The 12,652-nt window shown below is 50.9% G+C and carries 10 protein-coding genes and 1 tRNA gene; 5 read left to right on the top strand and 6 right to left on the bottom strand.

Features of this window, described 5'->3' with window-relative positions:
* The first annotated feature begins 34 nt into the window (after positions 1-34).
* Positions 35-1,918: a propionyl-CoA synthetase gene (locus EHW58_RS11980; RefSeq protein WP_152796674.1), complete on the top strand. Its 1,884-nt coding sequence runs from the start codon at positions 35-37 to the stop codon at positions 1,916-1,918.
* An 81-nt stretch (positions 1,919-1,999) separates the two neighbouring features.
* Here EHW58_RS11980 and EHW58_RS11975 read toward each other — a convergent pair whose 3' ends face one another.
* The 3 genes from EHW58_RS11975 to EHW58_RS11965 all read right to left on the bottom strand — a co-directional run bounded on the left by EHW58_RS11975 (position 2,000) and on the right by EHW58_RS11965 (position 5,798).
* The gene (locus EHW58_RS11975; RefSeq protein WP_152796672.1) at positions 2,000-2,980 is read right to left on the bottom strand and encodes a sensor domain-containing diguanylate cyclase; all 981 of its coding nucleotides are present in this window, start codon (positions 2,978-2,980) and stop codon (positions 2,000-2,002) included.
* A 130-nt stretch (positions 2,981-3,110) separates the two neighbouring features.
* A complete protein-coding gene (locus EHW58_RS11970; protein ID WP_152796670.1) occupies positions 3,111-4,298 on the bottom strand; it encodes a class I SAM-dependent methyltransferase in 1,188 nt (395 codons plus the stop codon).
* A 126-nt stretch (positions 4,299-4,424) separates the two neighbouring features.
* Positions 4,425-5,798, bottom strand: a complete 1,374-nt coding sequence (locus EHW58_RS11965) for a methyl-accepting chemotaxis protein (protein WP_077606289.1) — start codon at positions 5,796-5,798, stop codon at positions 4,425-4,427.
* A gap of 81 nt (positions 5,799-5,879) precedes the next feature.
* On the opposite strand from EHW58_RS11965, the gene yccX reads away from it, so the two are divergent.
* A complete protein-coding gene (yccX, locus tag EHW58_RS11960) occupies positions 5,880-6,152 on the top strand; it encodes an acylphosphatase (RefSeq protein ID WP_077606288.1) in 273 nt (90 codons plus the stop codon).
* A gap of 95 nt (positions 6,153-6,247) precedes the next feature.
* Here the strand turns inward: yccX and EHW58_RS11955 are convergent, their stop codons facing one another.
* From EHW58_RS11955 to EHW58_RS11945, 3 genes are all read right to left on the bottom strand, one after another.
* The gene (locus EHW58_RS11955) at positions 6,248-6,577 is read right to left on the bottom strand and encodes a TusE/DsrC/DsvC family sulfur relay protein (RefSeq protein WP_025672953.1); all 330 of its coding nucleotides are present in this window, start codon (positions 6,575-6,577) and stop codon (positions 6,248-6,250) included.
* A 226-nt stretch (positions 6,578-6,803) separates the two neighbouring features.
* Positions 6,804-7,472, bottom strand: a complete 669-nt coding sequence (locus tag EHW58_RS11950; protein ID WP_046073363.1) for a Bax inhibitor-1/YccA family protein — start codon at positions 7,470-7,472, stop codon at positions 6,804-6,806.
* Between the two features lie 207 nt (positions 7,473-7,679).
* Positions 7,680-8,957, bottom strand: a complete 1,278-nt coding sequence (locus tag EHW58_RS11945) for an NRAMP family divalent metal transporter (protein WP_152796668.1) — start codon at positions 8,955-8,957, stop codon at positions 7,680-7,682.
* Between the two features lie 579 nt (positions 8,958-9,536).
* Here EHW58_RS11945 and EHW58_RS11940 point away from each other — a divergent pair.
* The 3 genes from EHW58_RS11940 to EHW58_RS11930 all read left to right on the top strand — a co-directional run bounded on the left by EHW58_RS11940 (position 9,537) and on the right by EHW58_RS11930 (position 12,575).
* A complete protein-coding gene (locus EHW58_RS11940; RefSeq protein WP_152796666.1) occupies positions 9,537-10,745 on the top strand; it encodes a NupC/NupG family nucleoside CNT transporter in 1,209 nt (402 codons plus the stop codon).
* A 181-nt stretch (positions 10,746-10,926) separates the two neighbouring features.
* Positions 10,927-11,017 (top strand) — tRNA-Ser (locus EHW58_RS11935).
* Between the two features lie 544 nt (positions 11,018-11,561).
* Positions 11,562-12,575 (top strand): hypothetical protein, encoded by a 1,014-nt coding sequence (locus EHW58_RS11930; protein WP_152796663.1) that lies wholly within the window; start codon positions 11,562-11,564, stop codon positions 12,573-12,575.
* The last annotated feature ends 77 nt before the right edge of the window (positions 12,576-12,652 follow it).

The raw sequence follows: 12,652 nt of genomic DNA, 5'->3' as shown, positions 1-12,652 counted from the left end.
TCGCTCGCTCATGGCGGGCGATAAGGAGCCGCTTATGCAAGAAGCCAGTTATCAACACCATGCGGATTGGGCTAGCCGCGATCCCGAGGGGTTTTGGCAGGCGCAGGCCAAACAGCTTGATTGGTTTACCTTTCCACAAACCATTCTTAGCAAAGATGACAATGGCATTGAGCGCTGGTTTGCCGATGGCACTATGAACACCGCGTATATGGCGCTTGATGCTCATGTCGAGCAAGGTCGAGGCGAACAAACTGCACTTATTTACGACTCCCCGGTCACCGACAAAAAAACCACCTACACCTATGCCGCGCTGCGTGACTACGTGGCGAAAGTTGCGGGCATGCTGGCAGGGCTAGGAGTTGAAAAGGGGGATCGCGTGGTGATTTATATGCCCATGATCCCAGAAGCGACCGTGGCCATGCTCGCTTGCGCACGGCTTGGGGCGATTCACTCGGTAGTCTTTGGTGGCTTTGCCCCGAACGAACTGGCGGTAAGGATTGAAGATGCGGAGCCCAAAGTGGTGCTCACCGCCTCATGCGGTATCGAGGGCGCGAAAACCTTGGCTTATAAGCCGATGGTCGATCAAGCCATCATGGATAGTCGCTACAAACCCGACCATGTGGTGGTCTATCAACGTGCGATGTGTCGTTCTAATTTAGACAATCCGCGTGATGCTGATTGGGCGGCGCTGTTAGCGGAAGCCACCCCTGCGCCGCCGGTGCCCGTTAATGCTACGGACCCTTTGTATATCCTTTATACCTCCGGCACCACGGGCAAACCCAAAGGCGTAGTGCGCGACAATGGCGGCCATGCGGTAGCGATGAAGTACAGCATGAGCGCGATTTACAACGTCAAACCCGGTGAAGTGTTTTGGGCCGCTTCGGATGTCGGCTGGGTAGTGGGGCACTCGTATATTGTCTATGCCCCCTTGCTACACGGCTGCACCACGGTGATGTTTGAAGGCAAACCCGTCGGCACACCGGATGCGGGGGCGTTTTGGCGTGTGTGTGACGAGTATAACGTCAGCATCTTGTTCTCGGCGCCTACCGCCTTTCGGGCGATTAAAAAGCAAGATCCAAACGGTGAGCACCTGGCGCGTTATCCGATGACATCGTTACGCACGGTGTTTATGGCCGGCGAGCGGCTTGACCCGCCCACATTGGAATGGGTAGAAGAAAAGACCCAGCGACCCGTGGTGGATCACTGGTGGCAAACTGAAACCGGCTGGGCGATTGCAGGCAATCCATTAGGGTTAACCTGTTTTGCGACCAAGCCTGGCTCGGCAACCATGCCAAGCCCGGGGTATCAGGTGTGTATTCTCGATGAAATGGGCGACCCTGCGGCGCCAAACCAGCAAGGATATATTGCCGTGAAGCGCCCCCTGCCGCCCAGCTGCCTGCCCACGGTGTGGCGCAACCACGATCGCTTTGAAGCCGGCTATCTCAGCCAGTTCCCCGGTTACTATGTCTCTGGTGATGGGGGCTACATGGACGAAGATGGCTATGTGTTTGTGATGGGACGGATAGATGATGTGATTAACGTCGCGGGTCACCGCTTATCGACCGGAGAAATGGAAGAAGTACTGGGAAGCCATGAAGCGGTCGCCGAATGTGCGGTGGTGGGGATGCACGATGAGCTCAAAGGCCAATTGCCGCTCGGCTTGGTGGTACTGAAAGATGGTTTTGTCTCTGTGAGTGGCGAGATCGAACAGGAGTTAGTTCAGCGTGTGCGGGATCAAATTGGCGCGATCGCTTGCTTTAAAAAAGCGGTGATCGTCGATAAGTTGCCCAAAACACGGTCAGGGAAAATATTACGTCGCATTATTCGCCAAATGGCGGATGGCGAGGCTTATCACGTGCCCTCGACGATTGATGATCCGAGTAGTTTGGAGACCATCGCCTCGGCGCTTTCACACTAGATGCAAAGGCTGTGAGTACTATCGACAACGCGTGGCACCTTGGTGTGCCACGTTTTTTATTCGTTTACACGTCTACACCGCTTAGGGCTCATCACCGTTGTGGGCTTTTTGACGCATTTTTTGTTGATACATCTTGGTATCCGCTTCATCCAACAAGTCATCTAAACCGCGGTGCGAGGTGGCTGAGCTGGTCGCAATGCCTTGGCTAAATGAGAGAGGATACGTGTGTCGGTTAATCTGATTAAATCGTTCAACCACTCCAGCAAAACGCTCGAGGGCATTCTCCGCTTCTTGACGACCCGCACCATAGAGAAACACCACAAACTCGTCCCCACCAAAGCGGGCGAACACATCCGATTCGCGCATATTGGCGCGCAGCAAGTTGGCTAAGTGAGACAACGCGATATCCCCTTCAGCATGGCCGTAGGTATCATTAATCGCTTTAAAGTTATCTAAGTCCAAAAAAGCTAATGAATAGGGAGCATTAATTGATTGGCAATGCTGTACCGCTCGGCTCGCCAGTTGCATAAAACCGCGTCGATTAGAAATGCCTGTAATGTCGTCAGTGTAAGCGGTATGTGCCGATGACAACTCACTTTCCGCGAGTAGCGCCAGATCTTTTAAAAAGCGCACGTCCTCTTGGCTAAAACGTCTTGGCTGGGTATCAATAACACAGAGTGTGCCGATATTGGTGCCATCACTAAGAGAAAGCGGGTGCCCGGCATAAAAGCGGATATGCGGGTCACCAGTCACCAAAGGGTTATCGGCAAAACGTGGATCGGCACTGGCGTCTTGAACCACAAACGGTTGACTACCCAAAATGGCATGGCCGCAAAAAGAAATATCGCGGGAAGTTTCGCGCACAGTCAGGCCAAAGCAGGATTTAAACCACTGACGATCGTTGTCGATTAAGCTAACGAGGGCGATCGGGACGTTGAATAAACGTTTTGCTAAGCGAGTGATACGGTCAAAGCGCTCTTCGTCTTCGCTATCTAGCAGGCCCGTCTCTTCTAGTTTTTTTAAACGCTGATCTTCATCGTGTGGCTTAATGGGACTGAGCATTTATACACTCCTGTTGCTGGCTCTCTAAACGCTGACTCTCTAAATACAGTAGAGGCGCTAGACAGAAGTGTCTAGGTAAGAAGACGACATAGGTCGCCTACTGACACAAAAGTGCGATAGCGCTTGCGGCTTATTGCACCAAGCAGGCAAACCCTTTCAGGTAAAAGCCTTCAGGATAAGCACTGTGAGTGGGATGATCCGCCGCTTGTGCAAAGCGTTCGATAAACTGCACGTTCTTACCGGCATCTAACGCCGCGTCCGCGAGGATCTTTTGGAACAGCCCCGCATCCATTAAACCCGAGCAAGAGTAGCTGAGCAGCACACCGCCTGGATTAAGCAGCTGCATCGCCAGCATGTTAATGTCTTTATAACCACGGCACGCCCCATTAAGTTGTGACTTCGACTCGGCAAACTTAGGTGGGTCCATCACAATCACGTCAAAGCGCTCGCCTTGTTCGCGATAAGTGCGCAGCAGCTTGAACACATCGGCATTGATAAATTCCGCGCGGGTGAGATCAAAGCCGTTTCGCGCCGCATTGGCTTTCGCTTTGTCGAGCGCAGGCTGTGACACATCGACATTAGTGACATGTTTGGCATTGCCTTTTTGCGCATACAAGCCAAAGCCGCCCGTATAGCAAAAGCAGTTCAGTACACGTTTGCCATCCATGTATTTCACCGCTTGTTCGCGACTATCACGCTGGTCGAGGTAAAAACCGGTTTTGTGGCCGTTGGTAATATCAACCTCAATTGCCACGCCATTTTCCTCGATTATGACGGACGCAGGCGGCTCCTCACCGTGCAGTACCCCCACACGAGGCTTGAGGCCTTCTTTTTTACGAATGGCCACATCGGAGCGCTCATAGATATGACAATCTGGAAACTCGGTGCGTAGGGCGGTGACCAGATTATCACGCTGGGCATCCGCGCCGGCGCTGAGCAATTGGCACACCAAGTAGTTATCGTACTTGTCGACAGTGATGCCGGGGACACCGTCTGACTCGGCGGCTAAGAGACGATAACCGGTCAAGCCATCACGCTCGGCGAGCATGGTACGTAGCGGTTTTGCCGCACGAATACGGGCAAGGAAAAAGTCACTGTCGATGGGGGTTTTTTCAAAGCACCACATGCGTACCCGAATTTGCGATTGTGGCGAGAACGCGCCAAGGCCTAAAAACTCGCCTTGATGATCACAGACAGTGACAGTGTCACCTAAACCTGGCTTTCCTTCAATACGGGCAATGCCGCGCGAGAAAATCCAGGGGTGGCGGCGTTTGATCGATTTATCGCGGCCTTTGGCGAGATACACAGTGGCAGTCATGATGGTGTCCTAACGAGGCAAAGCAAAAAAGGGCGGGTATTGTCGAGCAAGGTCAGGGGGATTGCAATAAAAACGCGCCCAGAGAAGGGCGCGTGATTACAAGCGTGAGGGGGTAGACTCAGGCGTTTAGGTACGAAGCCCTGCCACTAAGGTTTTCAGCTGATGAGCTTGTGCGCCCAGCTCGCTGACTTCGGTGGCAGAATCACGCAGCATTTGTGCCACTTGTGTGGACTGACTGCGTACCTGTTCGACGTCTTGTGAAATTGTGCCCGCGACATTGCCTTGCTGTTCGGCAGCGGCCGCAATCTCGGTGCTGCGATCGGCGATGGTGCCACTGCGCTCAGCGATTTGGCTGATTTCGGTATCAATTTCTTGCACCGCTGCCTCGCTGGCGGACGCATTTTCAACCGTGCCTTCCATCACGCGGCGCAGATCCGCGGTATGCGCTTGCAGTGATTCAATCATAGACTGAATATCAACCGTTGACTCTTGGGTGCGACTGGCCAGTGTGCGTACTTCATCGGCCACCACGGCAAAGCCGCGGCCTTGTTCCCCGGCACGTGCCGCTTCAATCGCCGCATTCAGCGCCAACAAGTTGGTTTGTTCACTGATGCCATTGATGGTGGTCACCACGGTGCCAATTTGCTCGGCGTTTTTGCTCAGCTCGCTGACTTTATCCGCCGCTTGGGCAATTTCGCTGGCAAGGCCGTTAATCGCGGCCATGGTTTGCTGGACTTGCTGACGTCCTTGGTTCGCCGCTTCGGTGGCCTCTTGCGTTTGGGTTGAGGTGTCCGTGGCATGGCTCGCCACTTCACGAATCGAGCCTGCCATTTCTTCGGTGGCACTGGCCAGTGAATCAAGATACTGGCGCTGACTCTCACCCAAGGCTTCACTCTCATCGCTACGCTGCTGCAAGCTTGCTGACAAGCCATCCATCATCTCAGCGCTTTGTTGAATCGCCTTCACCAAGTTTTGCTCGCGCTCAAGTACTTTATCGATAGTGACGGCAATTTGGCTAAACTCATCACGAACAGGAATAAAGTTCATTCGGTAGCTCAGCTCACCATCTGCTAGCTTTAATAAGGCTTGGTTCATGGTGTACATCGCGCCGCCAATAAAGGTCATGATGTAGTAAATCAGTACTGCAATCACCAGAACCATACCGATCAGCAGGCTCCAGTCGGTGGCGCTCATATGGCTAAACAGTGAGCCGTCAAGTTGATAGACAAGCTCATTACCATTGAACGTAAAACCGGTTTGCTGGTTATTGAGCAGGGTTTGTACCTCGCCTTTCGGGAGGTCGTATTTATCAACCATGGCTTGAATGGCTTGGCCTTCCGCTTCCATCTTGTGTGCCACACGGGTATCCGAGGCGGCATCCAAGGTAAGCGCAATCACAACCATTGCGAGCAAGGGGAGGAAAAAGATAAGGTAAAATTTTTCTTGTAGCCGAAGGTGGATAAAATATTTATCAATCCATCGAAACGCAACTTCTTTCATGACGCCATCCTGTCAAACGACTTGTCTCATGTAGCGTTATACAGGTGTCGTTTTGCAATGGGAATATAGGAGAAGTGACAGATGTCTCAAAAATGTGTCAAAGCCTATGTCACAGGTCACGTTCAGGGGGTTGGCTTTCGTTATCACACCGCCCATGAGGCGTTGAAGCTCTCATTAACCGGATACGCGAAGAACCTGCCGGATGGTCGCGTTGAGGTATTGGCTTGTGGACGCGAAGAGTCAGTGGATTCGTTAATGGCGTGGTTAGATAAAGGGCCACCGACGGCGGGCGTCGATCAGGTTGATCAAGAGGACGCGGAATGGCGCGCCGTTGATGGCTTTGCCATCTTGTAGCGCCTTAATAACAGGTCTCAATAACAGAGAGCCTGCTGCCAATCGTTACATGCGCCGCGAAGGTGTGGCGGCGCTTGATCTATCGGCCTCGGTGACTAGAGGCATTTCGCGGGCTTGGGTAAGCCTGCCAGCTTGGTGGCCTGTTTTGCCGGGCCTTTAGGGAACAGCTTAAACAAGTATTTGCTGTTACCTTTCTCCGGGCCGTATTCTTTTTCCATCGATTTAACCAACAAACGCACCGCCGGTGAGGTGTTGTACTCTTGATAGAAATGGCGGACGAAGTGAATCACTTCCCAATGTGCTTCGGTCAGCGCAATGTTTTCTTGTTCGGCAAGCAGCGGTACCAGGGCTTCGTGCCAATCATCCACATTTTTTAAATACCCTTGCGCATCCGTCGCAATGGTTTCACCTTCATACACCAGCATACTTTTACCTTTGTTCGTCATCTGACCGGACGTTATCGCTTTGATTGAGGCTGCAAAGCATAGCGAGCAGGGCGGGCGAGTGCAACTGGCGTTCACTGTGCCTGATGTGGCGCGCTTCACTGAGTGGGTGCGCCATTCAATCACACGCTTTTAGGGATAAAAAAGCAGCCATAAAAAAAGCCGGCGCATGCCGGCTCTTTGTGACTTACGGTTTAAAGCACGAGGCTTAGTCGTCGTTCATAAAGCCAAGAATGCTCAGCATATGAACGAAGATGTTGAAGATGTTCAAGTACAGCGACACGGTGGCGCGGATGTAGTTAGTCTCGCCGCCATTAATGATGTTGCTGGTGTCATACAGAATAAAGGCTGAGAAAATCAGTACCGCGATGGTGCTGATTGCCAAGCTCAGCGCTGGGATCTGCAAGAAGATGTTCGCGACCATCGCCACCAGTAGAGCAATCACACCCGCGACCAAGAAACCACCCATGAAAGAGAAGTCTTTCTTAGAGGTAATGGCATACGCCGATAGGCCTAAGAACACCATACCTGTGGTCGCCAACGCCTGCATGACAATTCCTGGGCCGCTAGACAGGCTCAGGTAGTAGGTCAAGGTTGGACCGAGTGAGGCACCCAGTAAGCCGGTGAACACGAAGGTCCATACAATACCGGCGGAAGAGTTCATGGTGCGTGGTAGCACAAAGAACACGATCGCCAACGCACCTAGGGTCATACCTAGCGACATCATTGGGCCGATGCCGACAGCGATAGCGATAAAGGCCGCGATAGCACTGGTGATCAGTGTCATCGATAGCAGTGCATACGTATTACGTAGCACTTTGTTTGTAGATAACGCACTCTGCTGTGACTGGCTGTGCGAAACGATACGATCGTTCATAACGTTCTCCCGGTTGGGTTAACAATCCATTTTTATATACGACAGTTATGTGGGCAGTCGTTCACTTTTTCAAGCCGCCCACGTCCTTAACCTAAACCACGACTGGCTTTTATAAGGTCAATAATACCTTATCCGCGCTCAACACCGATGGTGAAGTTGTAAAAGGATGTTAACCCAGCCCTTTAAGCGCGAACAAGGTAAACTTTGTTACATCAACCACTTCCACCAGACGAACACCGCCAAAAAGCCGAATAAATACACTAATCCAGTAATGGCTAGCGCACGCATTGCTTTGCTCATGGTCACTTCAGGCGGCAAGCGGTGCTTGGTCACCAAAATATAGTTCAACAGAGCGAAAAAGGGCGTGGTGACAAATGCCGCCACCATGGCGAAATCAAGCATGGTCAGCAGTGCGCCGGTCCAAAACGCCACAATCGCCAGTGCCAACACCGAGATCAGCATCATCCAACCTTGTGCGATACCCGGGTGCGCCTCGGCTTCTGTTTGTTCACGCAACAAGCGTTGTGATTCAGATACGACCCGCGCATAGCCATCAATCACGGTAATGGTGCTGCCGAAAATACAGAAAAAGGCGACCACGGCAATCAAATAGCGCGACCATTCACCAATGGTGGCGGCGTACAGGCCCACTAACTGATGCGAAAAGCCGATACCCGATTGCTTTAACTCCACCCCGCTGCCGTGCAGAAGCAAGGCACCGAGTGATAAGAACACAATCGCCAACAGCGCGGTACCGATGTAACCGACGTTAAAATCAAACAGCGCCGCTTTGGCGTTAATTGGCTCAGATTGCGCTTTACGCTTGAGCCACACCGAGGTGATGCTAGATATTTCAATAGGAGCGGGCATCCAACCCATGGTCACCACGATAAAGCCGATGGCGGCGACAGACCAAATCGAGGGCGCATTGAAGTTGGGTTCAACCGCGACAGGATTCCCCACGGCAATCGTCACCGCCACTAAGGTGGCGCATGTCAGCGTCGCCATGATCACTTTCGATAAGGTATCCAGCGCTTTGTAATGCCCCGCAATCAAGATGACTAAGCAGGTGGCCACAATAATGCTCGAGAGCACCGTCAGTGAGAGATCAAACGGCACAAAATAGCTGAGCAAGCTGGCACTAAATAAGGTCAAGGCCGCGGTGTTAATCACTCCAGAGACCGCACTTAACGCGACAAACAGCCACAAATAAGGCCGACCTAAACGCGCATAGCCTTCGACCAAGGTTTCACCGGTTCCCGCGGTGTATTGTACGCCTGCTCGAAAAAAGGGGTATTTAAACAAGTTAACGAGCAGGATTAATGCCGCGAGTTGCCAGCCATAAATGGCTCCGGCTTTGGTCGAGGCAACAAGGTGAGAGCCGCCTACAGCTGCCGCGGCCATCATGATGCCAGGCCCCAATGCGCGTAGACGTTGCATCACCGACAAGCTAGATCCTGTCTGATGCGAAGAGACGGTTTGCATGTGTGTTTCCTTTATTGTGGTTGCGTTGTTGTGTTTGCTTTGTTTTATGTTTTTTAGCGCTATTGCTTTTGTTTTTCCATTGAGGCTTATTTTTATCGCTTTACCTTCAATGATTTTGTCAATAGCCACCCATGAATATCATATGAGCCAAACGTGTCAACCAATCTTGCCAAATTTGTTAAGCGCAGGCGTGATGCAGGGTGTGAATGATAGACACCATCAAGGTGACACAAAAAGAGAGGGATAAACATCCGACCATTGTCTGAGAGACAAGACATAGCCAAAAGGGCAGTTTGCAACCCTCAATAACCACTCAATAAGTGTGATCGAGCGTCAAATTCTGCTGGAAATGAGAGTTTAATCACACTAGAATGCTCGCCCAACATGTGCTCTTTGCGCAGCGATAGCCAAAGAGTGACTGTGTCGCGATTTGCGGCTGAAGAAAAAGCGTCCAAGGTCGGGCCCACCTTCACCGAACCCGCGGTACGATGTAACGCATGATGGAACCTCTTGCCACCCCGGCAGCGTGTCGTACTCATCCGTACCGCAAGTGCAACACAACGGCAAGGTAATCTATTTATGCAACTCCTCTATAGTGCGGCAGGTCTGGTCGCTCTGTTTCTATGCGCGTGCGCATTTTCCACCAACCGCAAAGCGATCAACTGGCGAACAGTGCTAGGTGCGTTTGGCCTGCAAGCTGGGTTTGCTGCCCTGGTGCTCTATATTCCCTTTGGTCAAGCCATGCTAGGGGCAATGAGTAATGGCGCGGCGAAGCTGCTCTCCTTTGCCAACGAAGGCATCGAATTTGTGTTTGGACCTCTGGCGAACAATGGGTTTGTTTTCGCTGTTAAAGTACTGCCGTTAATCATTTTTATCAGTGCGCTGATTTCTCTCCTTTATCATCTCGGCATTATGCAGTGGGTTATCAAACTCCTCGGCGGCGGCATACAGCGATTACTCGGCACCAGCCGCGCAGAGTCTCTGGTGGCAACCAGCAACATCTTTCTTTCTCAGGGCGAATCTCCTTTGGTAGTTCGCCCTTTTCTTAGCAAAATGACCCGCTCTGAACTCTTCGCCGTAATGGTCGGCGGTATGGCCTCAGTGGCCGGCAGTGTGCTTGGCGGATATGCCGCCATGGGCGTGGATTTGAAATACCTGATTGCCGCGAGCTTTATGGCCGCGCCCGGTGGATTATTGATGGCCAAAATCATTGTCCCTGAGACGGAAACACCGGCGGAGCAAAACCAGGTGGAGATCAGCGATAGCGACCAAGCGAACGCGATTGATGCCTTGGCCAGCGGCGCGATGAACGGTATGAAAGTCGCGGTGGCCGTGGGTACCATGCTGGTGGCCTTTATCAGTGTGATTGCCATGCTAAACGCCGGGCTCGGGAGCATTGGCGAGCTGCTTGATTTAGAAGGCTTAAGCCTAGAAAGCCTGTTCGGCTATTTATTCTCACCCTTGGCATTGCTTACTGGGGTGCCGGTGCATGAAGTGTTTGCTGTCGGCAACCTATTAGGGCAGAAAATCGCACTCAATGAGTTTGTCGCCTTTTTATCCTTTGCCGATATCAAAGCGAACCTGTCGGTGCAAAGCCAGGTGATAGTGACCTTTGCCTTGTGTGGCTTCGCCAACATTGGCTCAATTGCCATTCAACTTGGCTCGATTGGTGCCATGGTGCCCGAACGCCGCAAAGATGTGGCAAGCTTAGGCGTGCGCGCAGTGATTGCCGCCACCTTTGCCAACCTAATGAGTGCGGCACTGGCGGGTATTTTTATCGCGCTATAAACACTGCGCAGCAAAGAGACTCAGCTAACGTGTCCCAGTTAAAAGCAGGGCGATTGGCGGTAAGCTAATCGCCTTTTGCTAGCATGTTCGCCAAGCTGATCATTGATTGAGCGAGTAGGCAAAAAGCGGCAAATAAAGGGTTTACAAGCCACAGCGAACCCAATAATATACGCCGCGTTCCGGAGAGATGGCTGAGTGGTTGAAAGCACCGGTCTTGAAAACCGGCAAGGGTTAATAGCCCTTCTAGGGTTCAAATCCCTATCTCTCCGCCACATACCGAAAAGCCGCTGTTTAGTCAGCGGCTTTTTTGCGTTTAACCCCCACAAATTCCCAAACCCTGACCTAACCAACATTTTAGACCCCTTTGCCTAAACACACTGCCCAGCGTCTGATAATCTAGCCCACGAAAAACTGCCCTATAAGGCCTTTTGGACGCCGCCAACCAATGGCGGTAGCGTGGGTGTTAAAGCGCATTCCTTTAACTGCCAAGCTGTATATTTACACAGCTTATCGGCGAGGGAAGCCAGATCGTGTGCACGATTATTCGAAACACATTCACATTATCACCAAATGAAGAGACATAAATGCAATTTAATCAATGGATTGCATTTTACTGCTTGGGGATAATGTGAACGCCTGAACCGTGATAGGCGGCATGCACACTTTCGTAGACGAGTTGATTGCTTAGAGCGTTGAAAATGTTATTAATAACAGTATTTTAGGCGATAAGGGATGCGTATAACGGTTTTGACAAATCGAGCACGCGCACTAATACAATGTTATATCTAAAAGGCAAAGAAGCACCAAGGTAGAAAAATGTCAGATTTAGAAGAGAACAAGGAAGCTTCCTCGCTTATTACTCTCCAACTTGATATCGGAGAACGAGAATTTCAATCTCTTGACGAGATGCAGGAATGGATGAATCAAGAGCGGTCTTTTTTTGCTTGGATGAAAACTGGCAGTAAAAATGACGGAAATGCGGCCCATGCTTGGAATGTGACCAATCAGTGGTTGAATTTTGTTCAGCAGTATATCCAGCAATCACGCCAGCACCAAAACAACGAAGCACAACTGCAGAACATAGAGAAAAACTTTAAAAATCAGGTTAATCAGCACTTGCAGAAGGGCCATTTAATTACATCGAAAAACCCAGATGCAATTTTTTGTAAAAATTTAGCTGGGGAAGAAAACGAAGTCGTTGCGTGTTATGCAATTGCGAACTTATTAGATATTCCATCAAATCAAAATTCTCCAAAAGCATTAAAAGGCGCATTTTACGCATTTCAATACAGGCAAGGGGCTACATCCACGATTGAATCTCAAGCAGAAGCCTTAGAGGCGTTGAATTCCGAGTGGAACGGTAGATTTAACCAGCAGCATCTGGGCTTAAGGGCCCAGAATGAAGTATTGATCGAAGAAATTGGAGATTTGAGAGAGCAGTTTTCAAACCTGAAACAAGAAATAGCCGTACAAAAAGAAGAGCAAGTCACAGCGTTCAAAACGCAGATAGAGGAATCAGAGAAAACCTTATCTGATATTGCTCACACTTATGACGAGAAGCTGGCTCTCCAAGCCTCAGTGCAGTATTGGTCTGATAAGCGTGATTTACACAATAGGGTGATGTGGTGGGTTGGAGGCTCAACGCTTTTGCTTGCGGCGCTTACAGGCGGTGGCTTTGTTCTGGCTGCGCACAAATTGCTGCAAGTCACGGTATCCGAGGTTGAGCTATGGCGGCTTGGTGTAATGCTTGCCATTTCAACTTTTGGTATCTGGGTAACAAGGCAGGGAAAACGCATGAAGATCCTCGCCATGCCTGGGCTAGCGATTTAATGACTTAGTTGTCAATTAAGGCTGAAAACCGTGCGTTGCACCATGTTTATTCATAAAAATGAGTGAAAATAAAGGAT

Source organism: Salinivibrio sp. VYel1, assembly GCF_009377945.1.
Classification (GTDB): Bacteria; Pseudomonadota; Gammaproteobacteria; order Enterobacterales; family Vibrionaceae; genus Salinivibrio; species Salinivibrio siamensis.
Note: the sequence above shows the minus strand (reverse complement) of the source record. Positions and strands in the feature narration are given on the sequence as shown.